This is a genomic window from Burkholderia sp. 4NA327C6 (assembly GCF_005502655.1).
GTDB lineage: Bacteria > Pseudomonadota > Gammaproteobacteria > Burkholderiales > Burkholderiaceae > Burkholderia > Burkholderia contaminans.
In genome coordinates this window covers 16,335-41,214 of sequence record NZ_SCNZ01000063.1, presented here as the reverse complement: position 1 = coordinate 41,214, position 24,880 = coordinate 16,335, and the positions used below count along the sequence as shown (strand labels likewise).

24 protein-coding genes and 1 pseudogene are annotated in these 24,880 nt (G+C 67.6%); 21 read left to right on the top strand and 4 right to left on the bottom strand.

From position 1 onward, the window contains the following. The first annotated feature begins 230 nt into the window (after positions 1-230). From FFS49_RS37455 to FFS49_RS37395, 14 genes are all read left to right on the top strand, one after another. On the top strand, positions 231-1,178 hold the full coding sequence (locus FFS49_RS37455) for a universal stress protein (protein WP_105816443.1): 948 nt from the start codon (positions 231-233) through the stop codon (positions 1,176-1,178). Positions 1,179-1,196: 18 nt separating this feature from the next. Then, positions 1,197-2,177, top strand: coding sequence for a quinone oxidoreductase (locus FFS49_RS37450; RefSeq protein ID WP_105816442.1), 981 nt, complete (start codon positions 1,197-1,199; stop codon positions 2,175-2,177). Positions 2,178-2,187: 10 nt separating this feature from the next. After that, positions 2,188-3,036 (top strand): TauD/TfdA family dioxygenase, encoded by an 849-nt coding sequence (locus FFS49_RS37445; protein WP_039354994.1) that lies wholly within the window; start codon positions 2,188-2,190, stop codon positions 3,034-3,036. A 120-nt stretch (positions 3,037-3,156) separates the two neighbouring features. Beyond that, on the top strand, positions 3,157-4,212 hold the full coding sequence (locus FFS49_RS37440; protein ID WP_039354991.1) for a 3-keto-5-aminohexanoate cleavage protein: 1,056 nt from the start codon (positions 3,157-3,159) through the stop codon (positions 4,210-4,212). Positions 4,213-4,381: 169 nt separating this feature from the next. Continuing rightward, complete coding sequence (locus FFS49_RS37435) at positions 4,382-5,710, top strand: MFS transporter (RefSeq protein ID WP_105816441.1); 1,329 nt, start codon at positions 4,382-4,384, stop codon at positions 5,708-5,710. 16 nt (positions 5,711-5,726) lie between these two features. Then, on the top strand, positions 5,727-6,314 hold the full coding sequence (locus tag FFS49_RS37430) for an alpha/beta fold hydrolase (RefSeq protein ID WP_105816440.1): 588 nt from the start codon (positions 5,727-5,729) through the stop codon (positions 6,312-6,314). A gap of 142 nt (positions 6,315-6,456) precedes the next feature. Beyond that, positions 6,457-6,630 carry a hypothetical protein gene (locus FFS49_RS42265; protein WP_171026897.1) on the top strand — a complete coding sequence of 58 codons (174 nt, stop codon included), beginning with the start codon at positions 6,457-6,459 and terminating at the stop codon, positions 6,628-6,630. Positions 6,631-6,693: 63 nt separating this feature from the next. Further along, complete coding sequence (locus tag FFS49_RS37425) at positions 6,694-7,017, top strand: type II toxin-antitoxin system death-on-curing family toxin (RefSeq protein ID WP_224756007.1); 324 nt, start codon at positions 6,694-6,696, stop codon at positions 7,015-7,017. A 385-nt stretch (positions 7,018-7,402) separates the two neighbouring features. Further along, entirely contained in the window at positions 7,403-8,569 is a 1,167-nt protein-coding gene (locus tag FFS49_RS37420) for an extracellular solute-binding protein (protein ID WP_105816439.1), read from the top strand. A 49-nt stretch (positions 8,570-8,618) separates the two neighbouring features. After that, positions 8,619-9,698, top strand: a complete 1,080-nt coding sequence (locus FFS49_RS37415) for an ABC transporter ATP-binding protein (RefSeq protein ID WP_105816438.1) — start codon at positions 8,619-8,621, stop codon at positions 9,696-9,698. Between the two features lie 37 nt (positions 9,699-9,735). Beyond that, positions 9,736-10,608: a sugar ABC transporter permease gene (locus tag FFS49_RS37410; RefSeq protein WP_105816437.1), complete on the top strand. Its 873-nt coding sequence runs from the start codon at positions 9,736-9,738 to the stop codon at positions 10,606-10,608. Continuing rightward, positions 10,608-11,540, top strand: coding sequence for an ABC transporter permease (locus tag FFS49_RS37405; RefSeq protein WP_105816436.1), 933 nt, complete (start codon positions 10,608-10,610; stop codon positions 11,538-11,540). Before FFS49_RS37410 ends, FFS49_RS37405 begins: the two co-directional genes overlap by 1 nt. A gap of 122 nt (positions 11,541-11,662) precedes the next feature. Next, entirely contained in the window at positions 11,663-12,100 is a 438-nt protein-coding gene (locus FFS49_RS37400) for a hypothetical protein (protein ID WP_047850874.1), read from the top strand. A gap of 291 nt (positions 12,101-12,391) precedes the next feature. Beyond that, the gene (locus FFS49_RS37395; protein ID WP_006497261.1) at positions 12,392-12,604 is read left to right on the top strand and encodes a hypothetical protein; all 213 of its coding nucleotides are present in this window, start codon (positions 12,392-12,394) and stop codon (positions 12,602-12,604) included. A 296-nt stretch (positions 12,605-12,900) separates the two neighbouring features. Here FFS49_RS37395 and FFS49_RS37390 read toward each other — a convergent pair. Further along, positions 12,901-13,137, bottom strand: a pseudogene (locus FFS49_RS37390) (NAD(P)-dependent oxidoreductase); the annotation flags it as partial. A gap of 152 nt (positions 13,138-13,289) precedes the next feature. On the opposite strand from FFS49_RS37390, the gene FFS49_RS37385 reads away from it, so the two are divergent. From FFS49_RS37385 to FFS49_RS37365, 5 genes are all read left to right on the top strand, one after another. Continuing rightward, entirely contained in the window at positions 13,290-14,480 is a 1,191-nt protein-coding gene (locus FFS49_RS37385) for a CoA transferase (RefSeq protein WP_105816446.1), read from the top strand. 24 nt (positions 14,481-14,504) lie between these two features. Beyond that, on the top strand, positions 14,505-15,467 hold the full coding sequence (locus FFS49_RS37380; RefSeq protein WP_105816435.1) for a hydroxymethylglutaryl-CoA lyase: 963 nt from the start codon (positions 14,505-14,507) through the stop codon (positions 15,465-15,467). A gap of 22 nt (positions 15,468-15,489) precedes the next feature. Beyond that, on the top strand, positions 15,490-15,873 hold the full coding sequence (locus tag FFS49_RS37375; protein ID WP_105816434.1) for a VOC family protein: 384 nt from the start codon (positions 15,490-15,492) through the stop codon (positions 15,871-15,873). Between the two features lie 246 nt (positions 15,874-16,119). Continuing rightward, positions 16,120-16,947 carry an alpha/beta hydrolase gene (locus tag FFS49_RS37370; protein WP_105816433.1) on the top strand — a complete coding sequence of 276 codons (828 nt, stop codon included), beginning with the start codon at positions 16,120-16,122 and terminating at the stop codon, positions 16,945-16,947. A 96-nt stretch (positions 16,948-17,043) separates the two neighbouring features. Beyond that, on the top strand, positions 17,044-17,937 hold the full coding sequence (locus FFS49_RS37365; protein ID WP_043182881.1) for a LysR family transcriptional regulator: 894 nt from the start codon (positions 17,044-17,046) through the stop codon (positions 17,935-17,937). A gap of 524 nt (positions 17,938-18,461) precedes the next feature. On the opposite strand, the gene FFS49_RS37360 is transcribed toward FFS49_RS37365, so the two are convergent. From FFS49_RS37360 to FFS49_RS37345, 3 genes are all read right to left on the bottom strand, one after another. Further along, positions 18,462-19,925: an MFS transporter gene (locus FFS49_RS37360; RefSeq protein ID WP_105816432.1), complete on the bottom strand. Its 1,464-nt coding sequence runs from the start codon at positions 19,923-19,925 to the stop codon at positions 18,462-18,464. Between the two features lie 382 nt (positions 19,926-20,307). Beyond that, positions 20,308-20,922 carry a peptide chain release factor H gene (gene prfH, locus FFS49_RS37350; RefSeq protein ID WP_105816430.1) on the bottom strand — a complete coding sequence of 205 codons (615 nt, stop codon included), beginning with the start codon at positions 20,920-20,922 and terminating at the stop codon, positions 20,308-20,310. Next, on the bottom strand, positions 20,916-22,064 hold the full coding sequence (locus FFS49_RS37345) for an RNA ligase RtcB family protein (RefSeq protein WP_105816429.1): 1,149 nt from the start codon (positions 22,062-22,064) through the stop codon (positions 20,916-20,918). The genes prfH and FFS49_RS37345 overlap by 7 nt, the downstream gene beginning before the upstream one ends. A gap of 735 nt (positions 22,065-22,799) precedes the next feature. Here FFS49_RS37345 and FFS49_RS37340 point away from each other — a divergent pair. Then, a complete protein-coding gene (locus FFS49_RS37340) occupies positions 22,800-23,669 on the top strand; it encodes an RNA ligase family protein (RefSeq protein WP_105816428.1) in 870 nt (289 codons plus the stop codon). Between the two features lie 41 nt (positions 23,670-23,710). Beyond that, positions 23,711-24,844 (top strand): AAA family ATPase, encoded by a 1,134-nt coding sequence (locus FFS49_RS37335; RefSeq protein WP_105816427.1) that lies wholly within the window; start codon positions 23,711-23,713, stop codon positions 24,842-24,844. The last annotated feature ends 36 nt before the right edge of the window (positions 24,845-24,880 follow it).

Genomic DNA, 24,880 nt, shown 5'->3' with positions numbered 1-24,880 from the left:
GTCGGAATCCGGCGGTGCCGTGCGGGCCAGCGTCGGGGTGGGTGTGGGGGGAAGGATCGGTCGAACCGCGTTCGCGCGTCAATCCCCCCCGCGACGAGTGGGGCCGCACCGGCACCGCATCGATAGCATGGGTTCCGATGCATGACGAACACCACGAGGAGCCCCCATGAAGATCGTATCGACCGGCACGCGGCGCAGTGCGCCATTCGCCGGATAAGCGGAGCGGCACGATGTACCGCCATCTGCTCGTGACGGTCGACGGCGCGCCCGGCGGCATCGACGCGATCGGCCATGCGCTCGAACTGGCGCGCGCGGTCGGCGCCCGGGTCACGTTCGTGCTGCCCGGCGCCGCGCCGGACTCGCGTTTATCCGGAGCGCGGCTGCCGGAGCACGGTGCGAAAGTGGAAGCGGCCGCGCGGGCGCAGGGGCTGTCCCATGTGATTGCGGGGGCCGGCCATCCTGGGGCCGGCCGTCCGGGGGCCGGCGACGCTGCCCCCGGCGTGCTGGCGGCCGAACTCGGTTGCGACCTGATCGGCGTCGCGGCACTGCCGCCCGATGCCGACGCGGCGGCCTGCGCTAAACGGCAGCACCTGCTCGCGACGAGCGGCGTACCGGTGCTCGTGTGCACGCAGCGGCGAACGCCTGCCGAGGTGCGCGTGATGGCGCAGTGTCTTGATGCGCATCGTGCGGTCGAAGGGTGGCTGCGTGCGCTGATGGCCTCGAGCTTGCACGCGGAAGTGGACGCACCGCAACAGCACGCGGCCGACCCGCAGGAGGCGCTGGCATCGCTCGCCGCCCTGCAGCACGCCCGGGTCGGCACGGCCGCCGAAGCGCGCCTTTTCGCGGCATTGCGCGACCGTGCGGAGTGCGTCGCGGCCGAGCTGGACGAACTCGACCGCCAGCGGCAGCGCGACGCGCAAGCGCTCGATGCGCTCATGCGGATCGCCGCGGAAGGGCTGCCGTCGGCCGCGTTCGACACGGCGCTCGCCCGCTACGCGCACGGCGCGTTCGAGCAGATGGGGCGAATGGAAGGCGTGATTTTCCCGGCCGCGCGGCGCTATCTCGGCGACGCGGACTGGGCTGGACTGGATGAATCGCTGGCGGACGGCGCAGCCGCGACGCCGCCAAGCGCGAACGAACCGAACGAACCCGACGATGCGCGACACGCATCCGACTGACACCCTACGGAGAACACCATGGCACATGCAGTGCGATTCCACGAAACCGGCGGCCCCGAGGTCCTGCGCTGGGAGGAAGTCGACGTCGGCGACCCGGGCCCCGGCCAGGTCCGCCTGCGGCACGACGCGGTCGGCCTGAATTTCGCCGACACGTATTTCCGCAGCGGCCTGTATCCGGTGCCGCTGCCTGCCGGCCTCGGCGTCGAGGCGGCCGGCGTGGTCCAGGCGGTCGGCCCCGGCGTGACGAACGTCGCCGTCGGCGACCGCGTGACGTACACGGGCTTCCTGAACACGCTCGGCGCGTATAGCACCGAACGGCTGATCCCCGCCGCGCCGCTCGTGCGGCTGCCGGCCGGCATTGCGTGCGAGACGGCCGCGGCGATGACGATGCGCGGCCTGACGTCGGCCTACCTGCTGCGCCGCATCCACGCGTTCGCGCCGGGCGACGCGATCCTGCTGCACGCGGCCGCCGGCGGCGTCGGGCTGATCGTGTCGCAATGGGCGAAGCTGCTCGGGCTCACGGTGATCGGCACCGTCTCCAGCGAGCACAAGGCCGAAATCGCCCGCACGCACGGTTGCGACCACACGATCGACTACAGCCGCGAGGACGTCGCGAAACGCGTGCGCGAACTGACGGACGGCGCGGGCGTCGACGTCGTGTTCGACAGCGTCGGCAAGGACACCTTCGAAGGCTCGCTCGATTCGCTGAAGCGGCGCGGGCTGATGGTGTGCGTCGGCACCGCGTCGGGCCCGATCCCGCCGTTCGATCCGCAGCGCCTCGCGATGAAGGGCTCGCTGTACCTGACGCGCCCGGCGCTGGCCGACTACATCGCCGATCCGGCCGAGAAGAACGACCTGGCCGGCGAACTGTTCGCCCACGTCGCGGCCGGCCGGATCCGGATCGAGATCAACCAGCGCTACGCGCTGCAGGACGCCGCACAGGCACATCGCGATCTCGAATCGCGCAAGACGACCGGTTCGTCGGTGTTCATCGTCTGAGGAGACGCGCATGCGAGTCGAACCCCTGACCTGCGCGATCGGCGCGGAACTGCTGGATGTGAGCCTCGCCGACGCCGTGCACGACGACGGCCTGTTCGCCGAGATCCGCGCGCAATTGATCCGGCATCGCGTGCTGTTCCTGCGCGACCAGGACATCACGCGCGCCGAGCACGTCGCGTTCGCACGGCGCTTCGGCGAGCTCGAGGATCATCCGGTGGCCGGCAGCGATCCCGAGCACCCGGGGCTCGTGCGGATCTACAAGTCGCCCGACCAGCCGAACGACCGCTACGAGAATGCGTGGCACAGCGATGCGAGCTGGCGCGTGGCGCCGCCGTTCGGCTGTGTGCTGCGCTGCATCGACGGTCCGCCGGTTGGCGGCGACACGATGTGGGCGAACATGGTGCTCGCGTACGAACGCCTGCCCGAACACGTGAAGCAGCAGATCGACGGCTTGCGTGCACGCCACAGCATCGAGGCGAGCTTCGGCGCGGCGATGCCGATCGACAAGCGCCTCGCGCTGAAGGCGCAGTATCCGGACGCCGAGCATCCGGTCGTGCGTACGCATCCCGAAACGGGCGAGAAGGTGCTGTACGTGAATGCGTTCACCACGCATTTCACGAACTTCCACACGCCGGCGCGCGTGCGCTTCGGGCAGGACGCGAATCCCGGCGCCGGCCAGTTGCTGCAATACCTGATCAGCCAGGCCATGATCCCCGAGTACCAGGTGCGCTGGCGCTGGAAGAAGCACAGCGTCGCGATCTGGGACAACCGCAGCACCCAGCATTACGCGGTGATGGACTACCCGCCGTGCGTGCGCCAGATGGAGCGCGCGGGCATCGTCGGCGACGTGCCGTTCTGAGCCCGCCAGCACGGTAGCCAATTTCTGAAACCCCATGCAACGCGCCGGGCCCGCCGCCCGGCGCGGCGGGATACGCACGCCCGTACGCCCGAAATACAACGATTTCCACTGGAGGACGACATGCAATTTCTCGACGATTCGCTGCACCCGGAAAACCAGGACAAGGTGGTCATCACGGTCGCGCCGTACGGCCCCGAATGGATGCCCGCCGATTTTCCGGAAGACATTCCGGTGACGATGGACGAGCACGTGCAGAAGGCCGTCGACTGCTACAACGCGGGCGCGACGGTGCTGCACATGCACGTGCGCGAGCTCGACGGCAAGGGCAGCAAGCGGCTGTCGAAGTTCAACGAGCTGCTCGGCCGGCTGCGCGAGGCGGTGCCCGACATGATCCTGCAGGTGGGCGGCTCGATCTCGTTCGCGCCGGAAGGCGAGGGCGCCGACGCGAAATGGCTGTCCGACGACACGCGCCACATGCTCGCCGAGCTGACGCCGAAGCCCGACCAGGTGACGGTCGCGATCAACACCGTGCAGATGAACATCACCGAGCTGATGGACCGCCGGGACATCGCCGGCACGTCGCTGAACGAAGCCGCGCTGTGGGACGCGTACCGCGAGATGACCGTGCCGGCCGGCCCCGGCTGGGTCGACGAGCACCTGCGCCGCCTGCAGGCGGCCGGCATCCAGCCGCATTTCCAGCTCACCGGCATGCACGCGCTGGAAACGCTCGAACGGATCATCCGCCGCGGCGTCTATCGCGGCCCGCTGAACGTCACGTGGGTCGGCATCGGCGGCGGCTTCGACGGCCCGAATCCGTACAACTTCATGGAATTCGTGCGGCGCTGCCCGGACGGCGCGTGCATCACGCTCGAATCGCTGATGAAGAACGTGCTGCCGATCAACACGGTCGCGATGGCGCTGGGCCTGCATCCGCGCTGCGGGATCGAGGACACGATCATCGACCAGAAGGGCAACCGGATGACGTCGGTGCAGCAGGTCGAGCAGTGCGTGCGGATCGCGCGCGAACTCGGCCGCGACATCGCCAGCGGCAAGGAGGCGAAGGCGATCTACCGGATCGGCGTGCAGTACGACGGCATCGACGAGACGCTGGCGCACCTCGGGATGGCGCCGAACCGCCGCTCCGGCCAGGTGAACGTGCCGCTGCGGGCAGCCTGAAGCGCCGCGCGTTCGCGCATCCGGGTGAGCGGCCGCATGGGACGCCGCCCGCCGATCGTTGTGGCGTGGCACCCATCCTCGCGCACGGCGCGGGGGCTGACTCCGGCCAACGGAGCGGGGCCACGCAAGCCGCGCCGGAGCACGAGTTCCGGCGCCGGAGGAGACACGCATGCTGATCCATCATGTCGAGCCGTCGATGCAGGACGTCGCCGCCGCTGGCCGGCGCGCGCCCGCGTATGCGTGGCTCGTGTTCGGGCTGACCGTCGGCCTGCTGCTGTCGGACTACATGTCGCGGCAGGTGCTCAACGCCGTGTTCCCGCTGCTCAAGCACGCGTGGGGGCTGTCCGACACGCAGCTCGGCTCGCTGTCCGGCGTCGTCGCGCTGCTGGTCGGGTTGCTGACGTTTCCGCTGTCGGTGCTCGCCGACCGCTTCGGACGCGTGCGCAGCATCGTGCTGATGGCCGCGTTGTGGAGCATCGCGACGCTCGGCTGCGCGCTGTCGACCAATTACACGGAGATGCTCGTCGCGCGCGGCCTCGTCGGGCTCGGTGAAGCCGCGTACGGCAGCGTCGGCGTCGCGCTGATCCTCAGCATCTTTCCGGCACGGCTGCGCGCGACGCTGACCGGCGCGTTCATGGCCGGCGGCGCATTCGGCTCCGTGTTCGGGATGGCGCTCGGCGGGCTGGTCGGCGCGCATCTCGGCTGGCGCTGGTCGTTCGGCGTGATGGCCGCGCTCGGCATCGTGTTGCTCGTCGCGTATCGCTGCGTCGTGACCGAGCGGCGGCTCGCCGCGTACCGGATCGAACCGTGCCGGCGCGACGCCGGCGCGCCGCGCGACCTGCGCGGCAACGTGCGCGCGCTGATGTCAGGGTTGTTCGCTTCGCGTTCGGTGATCTGCGCGTATCTCGGCAGCGGGTTGCACCTGTTCGTGCCGGGCGCGCTGTTCGCGTGGCTGCCGAGCTACCTGAACCGTTACTACGCGATGGCGCCCGACCGCGCAGCGGTGCTCGCGGCAGGCTTCGTGCTGCTCGCGGGCGTCGGGATGGTCGGCTGCGGGATCGTCACCGACCGCGTCGGCAAGATCGACGGCAAGCGCAAGTGGCTGACCGCGATCGCGTATTGCGTACTCACGGGCGTGTGCCTCGCGATTGCATTCCGGCTCCCGCCCGGGCCGCTGCAGCTCGCGCTGATCTGTGCGGGGATGCTGGTCGGCGCGGGTGCGTCCGGCGCGTCGGGCGCGATGGTCGCGAACCTGACGCCGGCCGCGATCCACGCATCGGCGTTCGCCACGCTCACGCTCGCCAACAACCTGCTCGGCATGGCGCCGGGCCCGCTGCTGACGGGGTGGGTCGCCGATCGCGCCGGCCTCGTCGGCGCGCTGCAATGGATTCCCGTCGTGCCGCTGATGGCCGCCGTGCTGTTCGCCATCGGCCGCGCGAGCTATGTGGCCGACCTCGCACGCGTCGAACGCGAACGGCGCGTATCCCCACTTTCCTGAACGCTTCGGAGACTGCATGACCCTGACGACCGCCCCCACCATCCTGATCGTGCCCGGCTTGCGCGATCACGTCGAAGACCACTGGCAAACCCACCTCGAACGGCGCCTGCCGAACGCGCGCTCCGTCGCGCCGCTCGAAGCCGACAAGCTGAGCCGCGCCGCGCGCGTCGCGGCGCTCGATGCGGCGCTGGCCGGAATCGACGGCCCCGTGATCCTCGTCGCGCACAGCGCGGGCGTGATGATCACGGTGCACTGGGCGCGCAAGGCCACGCGCCGGATCCACGGCGCGTTGCTCGCGACGCCGGCCGATCTCGAATCGCCGATGCCCGCCGGTTATCCGGCGCCCGATGCGATCGCCGCGAACGGCTGGACGCCGATACCGATCGAACGGCTGCCGTTTCCGAGCATCGTCGCCGCGAGCCGCAACGATCCGCTCGCGCGTTTCGAACGCGTTGGAGCGCTGGCGGCCGGGTGGGGCAGCACGCTCGTCGATCTGGGAGAGGTCGGGCACCTGAACCCGGCGTCCGGGTATGGCGAGTGGCGGGATGCGGAGCGGCTGATCGAAGAGGTGGCTATGTTGGGTTACAGGGGTTCCGACCGATAGGGCTGTTCGTCGAGCAACGTCTGCCGGCCCTGGGCTGACTTCGCCTGCTCATCGGGGGCTATGATTGACAGCGACGTGCAGCTGCCGTCCGTTGACAGGATAAGCGGCTGATTGTTATCGATTTTTTAGGCGGAACGCTGTCATGGCTCCCAAACGAAAGGTACTGTACGGGGTTGAGTTGAAACCCCGTACGATCATCCGTCCCACCACCGAGGTCAAGGCTTCGACCGAAGCCGAGAAAAGCGACGTGCTTCGCGCGGCGCGAAAAGTCATTTCCGAACACCGGGACGTGCTGATCGCGTTGAAGGACCGCTAATTTGCTGGATCTTGACTACGTCATCACCATCCACGACGAGATCATCCGGGATCTTGGCGGCCTCTGCGGTTTCGCGCATGCTGGCCGGGGCGGTGTCGAGGCCGCCTCCATCGCGTCGAAAATCATGTCCATTACGCGGGCCTTGACGACGTATTTGGCATTGCCGCTACCTACGCCGTCGCGATTGCACGCGGCCACGTGTTCAATGACGCAAACAAGCGTACCGGCCTGACTTGCGCTTTGACGTACATGGAGCGGCAGGGCATTTCGATTCCTCGCCTCGCCGATCTCGAAGATTTGATGGTCGACGTAGCCGACGGCACCGTCACCAGCGAAGAGCTGGCCGAATATTTCAGCGCAATCTGGGAAACTTCGTTGGCTCGCTGAAATCGCCCCTCTACCAAGCGGCTACGGGGCATGCGTGTCGCCAACAACGCGGCTGCCTCATACAAGCTCCCGCCCTCCAATTCATATCCGACCGCTCCGGCCAACGCAATGCCTGAGTCTGACGCGTGCCGATCCATATCAGATGCGCGTCGGATCCACTCCATCAGGAATGGATCCCAGGAGATATGACGTCACAAGACGATTCCTCTTCCAACATTAATTCCTCGAACCATATCGTTCAGCAACCAAATTACTGCCCGCCGGAAGCTGTTTGTCAGGGAAAGTCCCGCCCCGTGCGCGGCGGTTTTTTGTTGACCGACATCGTATAACGCCGTCATGATTTCCTGAAAAGAAAGGTCCCATCCACCGACCGAAGTGAGGAGACATGAACGCCACCCCGATCGCTCGCCGTGTCCGCCGGATCGCACTCGTCCTGGGTTTCACGCTGTCCGCCGCGGCTGCCGTCGCCGCGCCCGTCTCGCTGAACATCGTCGATGTCGCTGGCAACCTGCAGCTCACGCAAAAGGCCATCGAAGCCTTCAAGGACAAGAACCCGAACCTCGTCTCGAACGTCACGTTCACGAACGCACCCGCGCCGCAGCTGCCGGGCAAGATCAAGGCGATGCAGGTGGCGGGGCGCGCCGACATCGACCTCGTGCTGACGGGCACCGACGCGCTGGCCGCCGGCATCGAGCAGAACCTGTGGCAGAAGCTGCTGCCCGACGACGCGGCCGCGTTCCCCGGCGTGCTCGACAAATACGCACCCGGCCCGCGCAAGATGCAGGATCTCGCGCAGGGCTACGGCCTCGAAGTCACCTACATGCCGGCCGGCCCGCTGCTCGAATACAACCCGGCGAAGGTCGGCGACCCGCCCAGGACGCCCGACCAGTTGCTCGCCTGGTGCAAGGCGCACCCGAACAAGCTGATCTATGCGCGCCCGGCGAACTCGGGCCCCGGCCGCACGTTCCTGATGGGGCTGCCGTACGTGCTCGGCGACAGGAACCCGCAGGATCCGATCAACGGCTGGGACAAGACCTGGGCGTTCCTCAAGGCATTGAACGATTGCGTGCCGTACTACCCGGGCGGGACGTCGGCGGTGATGAAGGAGCTCGGCGAGGGCACGCGCGACATGACCGTGACCGTCACCGGCTGGGATCTCAACCCGCGCGCGCTCGGCATCGTGCCGGCCGAGTTCAGGGTCCAGGCGTTCGACAACATGACGTGGGTCAACGACGCGCACTACATGGTGATCCCGAAGGGCGTGCCGAAGGAAAAGCTCGACGTGCTGTTCAAGCTGATGAACTTCCTGCTCGAACCGGCGCAACAGGCGATGACCTACGACGACGGCTATTTCTATCCGGGCCCGGCGGTGAAGGGCGTGACGCTCGAGATGGCGCCCGCGCACAGCCAGGAAGTGATCAAGAAATTCGGCCGCCCCGAGTACGCGAAGCTGCTCGCGGATCGCCCGCACGTGCAGCCGCTCAGCGCGCAGGCGATGGTCGCCGCGTTCCAGAAGTGGGATCGCGAGATCGGCGCGCAGAAGTCGAAGTGACGCATGGTCCGGCGGGCGCCGCGGCGCCCGCGTCGAGGGAGTTCGCGCAATGAAGCACAGTTTCGAACGGCTGCGGCTCGATGGCGTGTGCCGCAGCTTCACCAATGCGCAAGGCGCGCAGGTCGCCGCGCTGAACGGGCTCGATCTCGAGATCCGGCGCGGCGAATTCATCGCGCTGCTCGGCCCGTCGGGCTGCGGCAAGTCGACCGCGCTCAACTGCATCGCGGGGCTGCAGCCGCTCACGCGCGGCGGCATCTGGCTCGACGACACGCGCATCGACGTGCTGCCGCCCGAGCGCCGCGGCTTCGGGATGGTGTTCCAGAACTACGCGCTGTTTCCGCACATGTCGGTGCTCGACAACGTCGGCTTCGGCCTCAAGATGCGCGGCGTGCCGAAGCAGGAAACGCGGCGGCGCGCGCAGCAGGCGCTCGAACTCGTGCAGCTCGTCGGCCACGAGGGCAAGCTGCCGGGGCAACTGTCGGGCGGGCAGCAGCAGCGTGTCGCGATTGCGCGCGCGATCGTGATCGAGCCGCCGCTCGTGCTGATGGACGAACCGCTGTCGAACCTCGACACGAAGCTGCGCATCGAGATGCGCGCCGAGATCCGCCGCATCCACACGCAGCTCGAACGCGCGACGATCTACGTGACGCACGACCAGGACGAGGCGCTGTCGATGGCCGACCGCATCGTCGTGATGAAGGAGGGCGTCGTGCAGCAGGTCGCGACGCCGAAGGACGTCTACACGCGCCCGCACAACCTGCATGTCGCGCGTTTCATGGGCTATCGCAACGTGCTGCCGTTCACGCTCGAAGGGATGGCCGGCGATTATGTGAACGTGGCGGCCGGTGGCGTTCGCGTCACCGGCGTGCCGATGGCCGGCTTCGACGCGAAAGAGGTCATGGTCGCGCTGCGACCCGACGACATCGAGCGCGCGGACGAGGGCGGCGACAACACGTTCGACGCGACGGTCGAAACGGTCGAGTACGGCGGCCGCGATTCGCTGATCCGCGCGGTCACGCCGTTCGGCCCGATCTGGGCGCGCGTGGCCGGCGAATTCACGGAGGGCGAGCCGCTGCGGCTGCGCGTCGCGCCGTCGCGCACGCTCGTCTACCCGGGAGCGCCGACATGAGCGGCGCAGCCGCGGCGCGGTTACACCGGGAGGCCGCATGAGCACGTTCGCGTCCGGCGGCACGCCGCGCGACGCGAAAGCCTGGCTCGTCACACCCGCGCTCGGGTTCATCGTCGCGCTGTTCGTCTATCCGTTCGCGTACGGCCTCGTGCTGTCGTTCCAGCCGATGAACGGCGGCGGCGCGCTCGCGAACTACGTGCAGTTCTTCACCGACACCGCGATGTGGCCGACCGTGCTCGTCACGCTGAAGCTCGCGGTGCCGGCGACGCTGATCAACGTCGGCATCGCGGTGCCCGTCGCGTTCGCGCTGCGCCGCCACTCGCCGTACCAGAAGTTCGTCACGACGCTGCTCGTGATTCCCGTCACGCTCGGCACGGTGCTCGTCGCCGACGGGATGCTCACGTATTTCGGGCCGAACGGCTGGTTCCCGCAGGCGCTGCAGGGGCTGCACCTGTACACCGACGAAGTGCGCCTCACGCACAACTACTGGGGCGTGCTGCTGTCGCTGATCGTGTCGGGCTTTCCGTTCGCGTTCCTGCTGATGCTGTCGTACATCAGCGGCATCGACCCGACGCTCGCGCGCGCGGCGGCAACGCTCGGCGCGAACCCGTGGCAGCAGTTCCGGCAGATCTACCTGCCGCTGCTCGTGCCGGGGCTCACGATGGCCGCGTGCCTGTCGTTCGTGCAGGCGTTTTCGGTGTTTCCGTCGGCCGTGCTGCTCGGCGCGCCGGCCGGGCCCACGCGCGTGATCTCGATCGCGGCGGCGGAAGCCGCGTTCGAGAGCTACGACTATTCGCTTGCATCGGCGATCGCGATCGTGATGGGCTTCGTGCAGTTGCTGGTGGTCGCGTCGATGCTCGGCGCGCGCCGCTTTTTCTATGCGGGCGCGGTGACGGGAGGCAAGGGCTGATGGCGACCGACAATCATGCCGCGCGCACCTGGCCGCCGAAGCACGACAGGCCCGATGCGCCCGATGCGCCCCGCGTCGACGCGGGGAAACCGCAGAAGATGACAGGCAATCTCGCCGGCCGCGCCTGGAAGGCGCTCGTGTGGGGGCTGATGGCGTTCTTCCTGCTGAACGTGTTGCTGCTGATCGCGACCGTCGCGGTGAACTCGATCGCGACCCGCTGGTTCGGCACGCCGCTGCCGCAGGGCTTCACGCTGCACTGGTACGCGAAGGCGTGGGAGGACTTCCAGCTCGCGAGCGTGCTGTGGGTGACCGTCGAGGTCGTCGGCGCAGTGGTGCTGCTGTCGATCGCGCTCGGCGTGCCGGCCGCGTATGCGCTGGCGCGCGTGCAGTTTCGCGGCAAGCGCTTCGCGCTGCTGGTGTTCCTGCTGCCGCTGATGGTGCCGCCCGTCACGTACGGGATCCCGATGGCCACCGTGATGTACAAGGTCGGGCTCGCGGGCACGCTGCCCGGCGTGATCCTCGCGAACCTCGTGCCGGCGCTGCCGTTCGTGATCCTCGTGATGACGCCGTTCATCGAGCAGATCGACCCGAATCTCGAAGCCGCCGCGCGCATCTTCGGCGCGAACACGTGGCGCTATTTCCGCTACGTGCTGCTGCCGCTGCTGGTGCCCGGCATGCTCGCGGCGGGGTTGCTCGTGCTGGTGCGCACGATCGGGATGTTCGAGCTGACCTTCTTCACCGCGGGGCCGAGCACGCAGACGCTCGTCGTCGCGCTGTATTACGCGGTGTTCTCGACCGGCGTGCGCGCACCGCAGTCGATCGACGCGATGGCGATGATCTACATGGCCATCACGCTCGTCTGGGTCGTGATCGCACTGCAGTTCGTGAGCCCGACGCAGCTCGTGAGCCGCGTGAAGCAGGAGCGGCAGTAGACAAGGGCGACGCGCGGATGCGCGATGCCGCCAGCGCATCCGTGCAATTGGTTACAAATGGATACCGCGCACGACACGCGGACGTTGCAGACTACGCGGCGTTCACCCGATCACGGATATCCATGAAGCTCCACACGCTGCTGACACTCGCCGGTGCATCGACGCTGCTGGCCGCCTGCAACCTGCTCCACGACGGCCCCGGGTCGAGCGACGTCGACGCCGCCGTGCGCCGCGCGCTCGAGGCGGAAAACCACGGCGGCCTGAACGCACTGTTCGGCCAGCCGCTGCCGGTCTCGGCCGATGTCGTGTCGGCGAAGCCCGACGGCGACTGCAAGAAGCTCGGCGATCGTACGTACTCGTGCGACGTCGTGGTCACGTGGCGCAATGCCGACTACAAGCCTTCGCGCGCGAACCTGACCTTCGTGAAAGCCGCCGACGGCTCGTGGCAGACGTCCGGCGTCGACGCGGCGATCGTGTCCGGCGCCGCGAAATCGCTGGTCGACGAGATCGGCAAGGCGTGGCCCGGCAACGCGGCGAGCGGCGCGTCGGCGCCGCAGTGACGCGCTGGCGCCACGGCGCACGCTGATTCCGCGTGCGCGCGGCTTCGTCCTGGCGGGCCGCGCTCGCCTCGTTTCTTCAAGCCATCGACGACCATCGCCCGTGCAGGCAAGACTGCGGGCGGCGGGGCGGCGCCATCCGACCGGCGCGGCCCGCGTTCGGCACCGATTCACCGAAAAGGGGTTCGAACACCTGCTCCCCAAAGACCGAACGCATCTTCGGTATGCGGGCCGGGTTATAGGGAAAACCCTTATTTCGAGATATAATCATGGCCTAAGAGATAGGTCAGAACCATGCCTGAACGTTTCCAAACCCTTGAAAAATTTGTGTTTTCCCTCGTCGTGATGTCCGCCGTCGTGTGCTCGGCATTCCTCGCGTACGAGCGTCACCCCGAGATCAAGATCGCGCTGCACGAAGGCGAAGCGCTGATGCGCGAGAGCGCCAAGTACTCGGTCATCTGCTCGCCGTCCAAGGTCGATCCTTGCGTCGAGATGTCGGCTTACTGAGATTCGCGTCGGTCACGTCGGCGCCGTGCGCTGCGATCGAAACGCACGTTTCCAGAATCGGCCCCATCCAGTTTCGGACTTGTCCTATATCTCTGGTCGTCTGGATTCCTTAAAGTAGAGCCCATCAGGAATTCAGAAACCGGCCGCAAGATAGGGCGGATGCACGAACCCGTAACGTGCCGAGTCGCTGGCGTAAGCAGCCCCCGAATTCAGCCGGCCCCGCTTCGAGCCATCGAGCGGGGCCGTTCCGTTTGCGCGGTTCAAATCACCTTCCGCAGCGCCATGCGCCACGCGCGTCACACCACGTGCCGCGGCATCCCGCCCGCGAACGCGGCGACATTGTTCACGAGCTGATCGGCAAGCGTCTGCATCGCTTCGTCGCTCGCCCACGCAACGTGCGGCGTCAGGATGAATGCCGGATGCGACAGAATCGCGTGGAACGGATGCGCGGCCGGCAGCGGCTCCTGCGTGACCACGTCGAACCCCGCGCCCGCGATCTGCCCCGACTGCAATGCGTCGACGAGCGCGCTTTCCCGGATGGAAAGGCTGACGCAATGCCTGCATGAGAGGCGCGACGCGCGCCTTTCCGAAACGGAAAGGCGGGTTGAGCATCGATCGATTTTCGCCGGTCGCGAACGCCGTCATGATCGCCTTCATCGACAACACGATTGCATCGGAGACAGTCATGACACGCCCCCTGGACGGCATCCGCGTGCTGGAACTCGGCCAACTGATCGCCGGGCCGTTCGCGGGCCGGATGCTCGCCGAATTCGGCGCCGACGTGCTCAAGGTCGAGCCGCCCGGGCTCGGCGACCCGCTGCGCAAATGGCGGCTGCTGCATGAAGGCACGTCGGTCTGGTGGGCCGCGCAGTCGCGCAACAAGACCTCGCTCACGCTCGACCTGCGCACGCCCGAAGGGCAGGATGTCGTGCGTCGCCTCGTCGCCGAAACCGACGTGCTGATCGAGAACTTCCGGCCTGGCACGCTCGAGGGCTGGGAGCTCGGCTGGGACGCGCTGTCCGCGATCAACCCGGGGCTCGTGATGCTGCGCGTGTCGGGCTTCGGCCAGACGGGCCCGTACCGCGACCGTCCCGGCTTCGGCGTGATCGCCGAGGCGATGGGCGGCCTGCGGCACCTGACCGGCGAGCCCGGCCGCACGCCCGTGCGCGTCGGCATCTCGCTCGGCGATTCGCTGTCGGCGCTGCACGGCGTGATCGGCGTGCTGCTTGCGCTGCGGCATCGCGAACAGCAGGGCGGCAAGGGGCAGGTCGTCGACGTCGCGCTGTACGAGTCGGTATTCAACATGATGGAAAGCCTGTTGCCCGAATACTCGGCGTTCGGCGCCGTGCGCGAGGCAGCCGGCAGCAGCCTGCCCGGCATCGCGCCGACCAACGCGTACCGCTGCCGCGACGGCAAGTACGCGCTGATCGCCGGCAACGGCGACAGCATCTTCCGGCGCCTGATGGAGCTGATCGGCCGGCCCGATCTCGGCAACGATCCCGCGCTCGCGCACAACGACGGGCGCGTCGCGCAGGTCGAACGCATCGACGCGGCGATCGGCGAATGGAGCGCGCAGCACGATCTCGACGCCGTGCTGGCCGCGCTGAACGACGCGCGCATTCCGTCCGGCCGCATCTACGACGTGGCCGACATCGCGGCCGATCCGCATTACCGCGCCCGCGACATGCTCGTCGATGCCGTGTTGCCCGACGGCACGCCGGTACTCGTGCCGGGCATCGTGCCGAAGCTCGGCGCGACGCCCGGGCGCATCGAACACGCGGCGCCCGCGCTCGGCGCCAATACCGACGCGGTACTCGAATCGCTCGGCATCGATGCGGCGACGCGCGGCGACTGGCGCACGCGCGGCGTGATCTGAGAAGCGGAAACAGGAGACGACGACATGAACGGGCAACGCAAACGGCTCTACATCCACGAAGTCGCGACACGCGACGGTTTCCAGAACGAAGCGGCGTTCGTCGACACCGACGACAAGATCGCGCTCGTCGACGCGCTGAGCGCGTGCGGCTACGCGAAGATCGAGGTCACGTCGTTCACGTCGCCGAAGGCGATCCCCGCGTTGCGCGACGCGGAGGCCGTGATGCACGGCATCGCGCGCGCACCCGGCGTCGTCTATACGGTGCTCGTGCCGAACGTGCGCGGTGCCGAGCGTGCGGCGTCGTGCGGCGTCGACGAAGTGAACCTCGTGATGTCGATGAGCGAAAGCCACAACCGCGCGAACCTGCGGATGACGCGCGAGCAGTCGTTCGCACAACTGCACGACGTGATCGACGCGGTACGCGGCGCCGGTGTCGCGATCAACGTGTCGCTGTCGACCGCGATGGGCTGCCCGATGGAAGGCGATGTGGCAGCCGAAGGCGTACTCGCCTGGATGCAGCGCTTCGCGGATCTCGGCGTGCACGGCTTCACGCTGTGCGACACGACGGGCATGGCGTTTCCGTCGCAGGTACGCGACCTGTCGGCACGGGCCCGCGAGCGCTTCGGCGCGCTGCAGCTCACGCTGCACTTCCACAACACGCGCGGGATGGCGCTCGCGAACACGCTCGCGGCACTCGATGCCGGGATCGACCGCTTCGACGCGTCGCTCGGCGGGCTCGGCGGCTGCCCGTACGCACCGGGCGCGACCGGCAACGCATGCACGGAAGAACTCGTGCACATGCTCGAACTCGACGGCTACGATACGGGCATCGATCTCGCGGCCGTGCTGGCAGCGTCGGCACGGCTGCCCGCGCTGATCGGCCATGACGTGCCGAGCCAGATCCTGAAGGCCCGGCGCCGCTCGGACCTTCATCCGGCGCCGCGCGCGGACGCAGGCGACATGCCCGCGCAGCGCGCGTTCTCGTGAACCACGAACAGGAGCGGACCTCATGGCGCTGATCGACCACCTCGACCATCTCGTGCTGACCTGCGTCGATCCCGACCGGACCACGCATTTCTACACCGAGGTACTGCAGATGCAGCTCGAAACCTTCGGCGCCGGCCGGATCGCATTCCGCTTCGGCATCCAGAAGATCAATCTGCACGTGCGTGGCGCGGAGTTCGAACCGAAAGCGCATGTGCCGGTGCCAGGCGCGCTCGACCTGTGCTTCATCGCGTCCGTGCCGCTCGACGACGTGATTGCGCACCTGAAGCGCGTCGACTGGCCGATCGTCGAAGGGCCGGTCGAGCGCACGGGCGCGACGCAGAAGATCCGGTCGGTCTATGTACGCGATCCCGACCTGAACCTGATCGAGATCTCCGAGTTGATCTGAGCTCCGGCGCACCGCCGCGCCGTATCGCGCCGTCGCACGCGTGTGTGCGGACCTGAACACGGTGCGGCCGCATGCCGCGCCGATCTCCCGCCGAAATCGGACAGCCGGTTTCCGCGCTCGCCGAATCCGGATAGCCGGCCCGTGTCGCGCTGCGGATAATGCAGGCATCGGCGACTGAGAAGCCGCCTTCGCAGCGGACGCAACGCTTGCGCCCGCGCTTCCCCAACCCGACCCAGGCAATTCCCGATGACGATCCTCTATCGCGGCATGGACCGCGCGGCGCTCGACGCCGCTTATCTGAACACGAAGGTGGTACCTGATTTCCCCGCGTTGCTCGCGTCGATGCAGGCGCGCAGCGCAGCGCTCTATGAAGCCGCATCCGTCAGGCGCGACCTGCGTTACGGCGCGCAACCCGCGCAGCGTTTCGACTGGCTGTCGTGCGGTCAGCCCGATGCGCCGCTGTTCATGTTCATTCACGGCGGCTACTGGCAGCACTGCGCGAAAGAGGATTTCGCCTACGCCGCAAGCGGGCCGCTCGCGCGCGGTTTCGACGTGATACTCGCCGAGTACACGCTCGCGCCGGTCGCGACGATGACCGACATCGTCGGCGAGATCGGCGCGCTGCTCGACTACCTGGCGAACGACCCTGACGGCCTCGGTACGGCGAAGCGGCCGATCCATCTGAGCGGCCATTCGGCCGGCGGCCACCTGACGGCCGTGCACCGCGCGCATCCGGCCGTCGTGTCGGCGCTCGCGATCAGCCCGCTCGTCGATCTCGAACCGATCTCGCTATGCTGCCTGAACGACAAGTTGCAGCTCACCGCGCACGAAGTCGACGCGTACAGCCCGTTGCGCCATGTCGGGCGCGGCGCGCCGACGGTCGTGGCGGTCGGCGATGCCGAACTGCCCGAACTCGTCCGGCAGGCACGCGACTACGCGACGGCGTGCGAAGCGGCGGGCGAACGGATCGCCCATGTCGGGTTGCCCGGCATGCAGCACTTCGACGTGCTCGACGATCTCGAGAAGCCGGACGGTGCGATGCTCACCGCCTTGCTGTCGATCGCGCCGCGCTAGGCGCGCCGTATCGCGCGGGGGCGGCCGCGCGTATGATCGGCGTCAGGCCGCCGCGCTGACGGCATGCGCCGGCACGGCCTTCCCAGGACCCACGACATGGTGAACCCGCTTCATTTCGATCTGCAGTCGCTGCGCGTGTTCGCGCTCGTCGCCGAGCACGGCAGCCTGACGAAAGCGGCCGAACACGGCCAGCTCACGCTGTCCGCGGTCAGCAAGCGCATCGCCGAGCTCGAGAGCGTGACGGGCAGTGCGCTGTTCGTCCGGCATGCACGCGGTGTGGAGCTCACGCCCGCAGGCCGCGCGCTGCTCGACCATGCGGCGAAGGTGATCGAGCAGGTCAACCGGATGGCGCACGAGATGAGCGATTACGTCGCCGGCGTGCGCGGCCACATCCACGTGTGGACCAACACGTCCGCGATCGTCCAGTTCCTGCCCGCCGACCTCGCCGCGTTCCTCACCGACAATCCGGGCATCAAGGTTAGCCTCGAGGAGCGGCTGAGCCACGAGATCGTCGACGCGCTCGCGTCCGGCAAGGCCGATCTCGGCGTGTTCGCCGACAACGTGCCGGCGCCCGGAATCGAACGGCGGCTGTACCGGCGCGACGAGCTCGTGCTGCTCGTGCCGCGCACGCACCGGTTCGCCGCGCGCGACAGCATCCGCTTCGCGGATACGCTCGACGAGGACTACGTCGGGCTCAGCGACGGCAGCTCGCTGCTCGCGCGCATGACCGACGCGGCGTTCGCGGTCGAGCGCTCGCTGAAGTTGCGAATCCAGGTATCGAATTTCGACGGCGTGAGCCGGATGATCGAGGCAGGGCTCGGCATCGGCATCCTGCCGCGCGATGCGGTGACGGGCGAGCGCGCGGCGCGGCTCGGGGTCGTGAAGCTCGACGATGCGTGGGCGACGAGAACGCTGTGGGTGGGGGTGAAGGCGGGGAGTGTGCTGACAACCGATATCGCGAAGCTGTTCGATTTCATGTCGGCGCGGTGAGGCGGGGTTGAATTCGGCAAAGCCGGTTCGGCCCGGATTCCGGAGAACACAATCATTAGGGCCGCGTTCGCACAGATTTCCGACGTTCTGTCCAATCCCTCAACAGCTGGATGCGGGGCCGCTACATGAACGAATCGAACTACCGCCTTATTTTCGGCTTTGTCGTTATTGCTTACGGTATCGCGATGTCCGCTGTCATGGCGTTTCGTCCGGAACGAATATTGGCCTTCTATTGCCGATCGAGGGCCTGGCGATGGTGGTACAAATTCATTTACAACATGTCTACCGAAGACGTCATGTCGGCCAGAATGGTTCGAATCACCCGATTCCAGGGGTGGATAGGGCTGGTGTTCTGTACGGTCCTCATGTGGGGCTTCCTGTTCCGCAGGTAGCGTGGCGTCACGGGCGCCCTTTCGGGATCGGGCGAACGTGTCACCTCAGATGACTCGCAACAGATCGTCCAGGAAATCCGCCAGCCATCGAAAGTGATGCGGGCGCACGTTCTCATGCCCCCGCACCCCCCATCAAACCGGATTGATCTCGTCCTGACTGCGCCGCGTCGTCAGCGGCCCGAGCACGCGCAGCGTGACCGCGACGATACCGAGCGCGACCGAGATCACCCCGAACATCGCACCTGCACCATCACGCACGAGCACCGGCAACAACACGAACGGCAGCGCACCGCTGACGATCCGCGACAGCGCATAGGTACTGCCGATCGCCGTCGAGCGCACCCGCGCCGGGAAAATCTCCGCCTGGTACACGTGATACGCGTTGCTGAACACGTTCGACGCGCAGGTCGTGAGGAACCCGAAGCCGACGATCAGCACGGTATTGCCCGAATACGCGAAGCACAGCCCGAACACGGCAATCGACAGGATCGACACGATCACGAGCGTGCGGCGCTCGATCCAGTTGAGCAGCGGAATCGACAGCAGCGAGCCGACCGGATAGCCGATGAACGACAGCGCGATGAACAGCGTGCTGTCCGTCACGTCGAAGCCGCGACTCTTCACGACCGTGCCGGCCAGCGTACCGAAGCCGTAATAACCGAAGCCCTGGAACAGGTGAAAGATCGCGAGCATCACGTAGCGCGCGCTGTACGGTTCGCGTCGCAGCAGCGCGATACGCTCGCCGAGCCTGAGCGGCCGTTGCGGCTCGACCGGCTCCGCGAACTGCTCGGGCACGCGCACGCCGGTGCTTTCCGCGAAGCGCCGCGCTACCGCGTACGCATCGGCCGTTCGCCCCTGCGCGAGCAGCCAGCGCGGGCTCTCCGGCAGCCGATGCTGGACGAGCAGCACGTACACGGCGCCGAGGCTGCCGATCGCGAGGATGATGCGCCAGCCGGCTACGCCGCCCACATGCAACGGGTTGAGCCACAGCGCGAGGAACCCGACGAGCGGCACCGCGACATAGGAGGTCGTGTAGGCCCACGCGGCGAGCCGCCCGCGCTTCTCTTTCGGCAGGATCTCGGACAGGAAGCTGTCGGCAACCGGATAGATCGCGCCGACGCCGATACCCGTCAGGAACCGGCATGCGACGAGCATGTCGGCATTCACCGAAAACGCGCCGACCAGCGAGAATGCGCTGTACCACGTGAGCGTCAGCAGGAAGGCCTTGCGCCGGCCGATGCGGTCGGCGAGGCTGCCGAGGCACATCGCACCGACGAACATGCCGATGAATGCCGATGCGAGCAGCAGCTTGAAATCGGTGCTCTGCCGGCTCAGCCCGTATTCGTTCTGCAATGCGGCACCGATCGTGCTGACGAGGAATATCTCGTACATGTCGAAGAACAGCCCGATGCCGATCACCCAGACGACGAACCGGTGCAACGCACCGACGGGCAGGTCGTCCATGAAATCGCCGAGCGTGACGCGGCGGGCGGGGCGGGCCGACGCATCGGCACCGACGCCGGCGGCAGCGGCCGGTGGTCGTGCGGAAGCGGGGCCGCCCGCGTTGCCGCCGAGATCGAGGGAATGGCTGTTCATCGTGTCTCCTGATTATCGATCCGCCGTGGCGCGCGGCCCGGCCGTTCGCGACCGGCGCGATGCATCCGGTCGCACGACGTGGCGGCAGGCACCGCAAGTCCAGTGAAAGGGCCGAATAGGCGGGCTGTCCCGATCGTTCGACACATGGTGGGCAAATCCGCGGCACGCGATAATTGCGGATGCTTCAAGCGTCCTTTCCCGCGCAGAAAGGGTGCGGAACATGCGGCAGCCCGCATGCACGCGGCAGGCCCGTGCAGCCGGCCTGACGCGCGCTCACGCATCGGAGCCGATGGCGCGCTCGCGCAACCGGCAGGGCGGGAAAACCATGAGGCCGGTGGCCTGGCCGCCGGCGCGAAAACCCCCGGCGGCCAGGCATTCGGGCTCAATCAGCCGGCACGAACGCCGCCCCGTAAAACACGCGCACGGGGTTGCCGCGCTCCAGCGCAAAGTGCTGCATCCGCCGCTGCCGGCGCGCATCGCACGCGTGACGATCGGATTCCTGCTGCAGGCGAACCTGCAACAACTGCAGCGCCAGGCGTTTGTTCGCGTGCTGGCTGCGCTCGCTTTCCACGCGCACCGACAGGCCGGTCGCGACATGGGTCGCACGAATCGCGGAGCTCGTCTTGTTCACGTGCTGGCCGCCCGGCCCGCGCGCGCGCATCGCTTCGAACCGCACGTCGCCATCCGGCAGCGGCCGCGCGTCGGCGCAGCGCGTGACGCCGATGAACCAGTTCTTGCGCGGATGACGCAACCGGTACGGGCTCGCGCAAATCCATTGCAGCGTGCCCGTCCAGCGGTCAGCGAGTGCCTGCGCACCTTCGCCGTCGAGATCGAGCAACGCCGAGCGCAGCGTGCCGGGCCGTTCGCCCGGCTGAGCATCGAGCACGGTGACAACGACGCGCTGCGTATCGGCTTCCGCCTGCAGGCGCCGCAACGCATTGGCCGCGGCCAGCTGGCACTCGAGCGGGCCGTGCGCCGAAGAAATCTGCATCAGCATCGGCCAGCCTCCCCGGACGTCTTGTAGGTCAGCACCGGCGCGAGCCGCGCCAGCTTGCGCAGCAGCCCGGCCGCTTCGAGCGCGTCGACGACGCTGTCGATCGGCTTGTAGGCCTGCGGCGCTTCCTCGTACAGCAGTTCGCGGTCTTCGCAGATCACGTGGCTGCCGAGCGGCGTGCGCGTGAGCTGCGACGGCGTGAAGCGCCGTTCGAGGCGCCCCCTGCAATCGCCGCGCGCCCACTTGCGGCCCGCACCGTGCGCCAGCGACGCCAGGCTGGCCGCATCGTCGGGCCGCACCGGTGCGACGAGGTAGCTGTAGTCGCCGCGCGATCCGGGAATGACGACCGGCCCCGCATCGGCCGGCGTCGCACCTTTGCGATGCAGCCAGCCCGGCTCGCCGTCGACGTTCGCGCGGCTCACCAGATTGTGGTTCACGTCGAGCACGCACCGGCCATCGGTGCGCCAGCGTGCCAGCATGCGCCGCGCGATCAGGTCGCGATTCGCGATCGCGTAGCGCAACGCCGCATCGTGACGCGCGAGGTATGCCGTGCATGCGGCGTCCGTGTCGACGAGGCCGTTGTAGCCGTGCTCGCGCATGTGTTGCTCGAGGATCGACTGGCCGAAGCCGCGCGACCCGCTATGCACGAGCAGCAGCAGGCGATCGGGATCGAGACCGAGCGCCGCGAGGGGCTCGGCGTCGTACACCGCGTCGATCCGCTGCGCCTCCGCGAAATGATTGCCGCTGCCGATCGTGCCGAGCGATGCCGCGTACGCATGATCCGCGAACCCGGCGTCCGCAATGAACGGCTGCCAGCTTGCATCGGGCGTGGCGTCGATCGAGCCGAGCCGGCTCGCCAGCTTCGACGCACTGACGCGCCGCGCATCGAGCGCGGTTTGCCACAGCGCCATCCCGCAGCCAATATCGCCGCCGATCAGCGCCGGATACAACTGGCCCGTCGAAAAGAACGCGGCGCCCACCGGGTAGCCGCGTCCGGGGTGAAGATCGGGCATGCCGGCGACGCGCCGCATGCCGGGGAGGGTGGCAGCGTGTTCGAGCTGCCGGATGGCCTCACCTTCGATCCAGGTGGTGGCGCAAGCGCACAACGTGATGCGCTCGCCCAGGTATTGCATGGAATTGCCCATGGAGGTTTCCGTTCGATGAAAAAGGAGAACGGCGGGCCATGGCACAGGCAGCGCACACATGCGCTGCCCGGCATCGGAAGTCGGGAAGAGGGCGGCACGACCGGATCGGAACGACCCGGCTCATCGCCGTGACGGCGATACGTGGTGCTGCTTGGTGGCGTGAACGATGAAACGAACGGACGCGAAAAACCCGAACTACGACCCGCGACGGGAGGAGTATTGGCGTGACGTCATGATTTTTTCTCCTTGCGAGTGAGGGGTTGATCGGAATGGCGGCGACTCTAGCACGCACGCGACGGGCGCAGCAAGCGGGGGGCGCAGCGTTGCGCATCGAATCACCGCTTGATGTGGCGAAAAACACACAAGTAGGAATCCATATCACTCCCATGTCGATGGCGTGCCTGGCACGCCGCAGCAGGCATTCGACGCACGCCGACACCCGCAATGGCTGAACGCCATCACGCTTGACAGCGCAAATACCGTTTCGTAGCATCCGCCTGCTTCATCCCTGAACCCTCATCGAATCGGTGATCCAAGTGCCCGCAAACATTCGTCCCTTCGCCTGATACGCCGACGACTGCCGTCCCGGCCGCGTGTCGTCCTGCCCGTTTCCGTCCGCCTCGCGGCGCCGGAACAGTGTCGCAGGGCCGCGCCCGGACACGCACTGACACCGCAACGCATACCCCATCGTTCGTTCCCGTCGTCGGCTTTTTCTGATATTTCCGGAGAAAGACCATGACGCTGGATTTTCGCGCCTACGCGCAATCGCTCGACCTCGCCCGCTACCCGCGCACGCCGCACCTCGAAGGCTCGCGCCTGCAGGACGGCGACGAAGGTCACGACCACGTTCCCTATCGCACCCTCGCGGGCGCCCATCTCGTCGTCGAGGAAAAGCTCGACGGCGCGAACACGGGCATCAGTTTCAGCCCCGCGGGCGAACTGCTGCTGCAGTCACGCGGCCACTATCTGGCCGGCGGCGGCCGCGAGCGGCAGTTCGGGTTCGTGAAGACCTGGGCCGCCGCCCATGCCGGCTGGCTGCTCGAGCGCCTCGGCGATCGCTACGTGATGTACGGCGAGACGATGAGCAAGAAACACGCGGTGTTCTACGACGCACTGCCGCATCACTTTTTCGAGTTCGACGTGTTCGATCGCGCGACGGGCCGCTTCCTGTCGACCCCCGCGCGTCGCGCGCTGCTCGCCGACGGCCCCGTGCTGTCGGTGCCCGTACTGTACGAAGGCATCGCGCCGGCGCGGCTCGCGGACCTGAAGGCCATGCTCGGGCCGTCGCTCGCGAAGACGCCGGACTGGCGTCGCGCATTCGAGGAAACCGTGCGGCGGCAGGGGCTCGAGCTCGCGCGGGCATGGCAGCAGTGCGACAAGTCGGAGCGCTCCGAAGGGCTCTACGTGAAGGTCGAGACGGACGACACGACGACCGCGCGCCTGAAGTGGGTGCGCCACGATTTCGTGCAGGCCATTCTCGAATCGGCGCGCCATCACTCGGAGCAGCCGTTCATCCCGAACCTGCTCGCGCCGGGTGTCGACCTGTATGCGCCGCGCCCGACCGTAACGTGGGCCTCGCGCCGCGCTGCGCACCCGAACACATGAATGCGGAACGGCCGAGCGCCGTTTCGAGAGGAGTCTTGATCATGAAGTACGAACAGTTGCAGGCACTCGTGCCCGCACCCGGCCGGCAGCCGGACTATCACGCGTGTCTCGCGGCATTTCCCGCGCTCGAACACGCAAAGGCAACACCCCAAGAGCCCGCGCACCACGGCGAAGGCGACGTGTGGACGCATACGATGATGGTGATCGACGCGCTGCTCGCGCTGCCCGAGTACCAGGCCGCGTCGCGCGCCGACCAGGAGATCGTGTTCCTGGCCGCGCTGCTGCACGACATCGCGAAGCACGGCACGACGGCCGTCGACCCCGTTACCGGTGCGATCGGCCATCCCGGCCATTCGCGCAAGGGCGCGATCGACGCGCGGATCGCACTGTGGAATGCCGGCGTGCCGTTCGCGGTGCGCGAGGCGATCTGCCGGATGATCGCGGTGCACCAGGTGCCGTTCTTCGCGATGAGCGGGTCGCGCCGCGGCACGCCCGAGTTCATCGCGCGCGAGCTGTCGTGGCAGGTCAGCCTGCCGCTGCTGTGCCTGCTTGCCGAAGCCGATATCCGCGGGCGCATCTGCGGCGACACGCAGCGCGTGCTCGACAACATCGAACTGTTGCGCGAACTGGCGCGGGAAGAGGGCTGTTACGGCCAGCCGCGTGCGTTCGCCGACGCGCATACCGCGCTCAGCTACTTCCGCGGCGCGGACGTGCACCCCGACTATCCGCTGTTTCGCACACCGGGCTCGCGGGTCATCGTGATGTCGGGCCTGCCCGCGTCGGGCAAGAACACGTGGGTGGCGCGGCATCATCCGGATCTGCCGGTCGTGTCGTTCGACGATGCACGCGATGCATTGGGGCTGCGTCATGGGCAGAACGAGGGCGCCGTCGCGCACCACGCGGTCGACGCCGCGAAGGCACTGTTGCGCGCGCAACAACCGTTCGTGTGGAATGCTACGAACCTGTCGCCGCTGATGCGCAAGAAGACGCTCGATCTGCTGTTTGCGTACAACGCCGACGTGACGCTCGTCTATCTCGAACAGCCGCGCGCGGAACTGTTGCGCCGCAACGCGCGGCGCGACACGTCGCTGACGAACCGCGTGCTCGAGTCGATGCTGCTGCGCTGGGATTTGCCGCTGCCGACCGAAGCGCATGCGGTGCGGTATGAAGTGTGATGCGGCGACATCGCGACACGAGCCGGTACGCCGCAA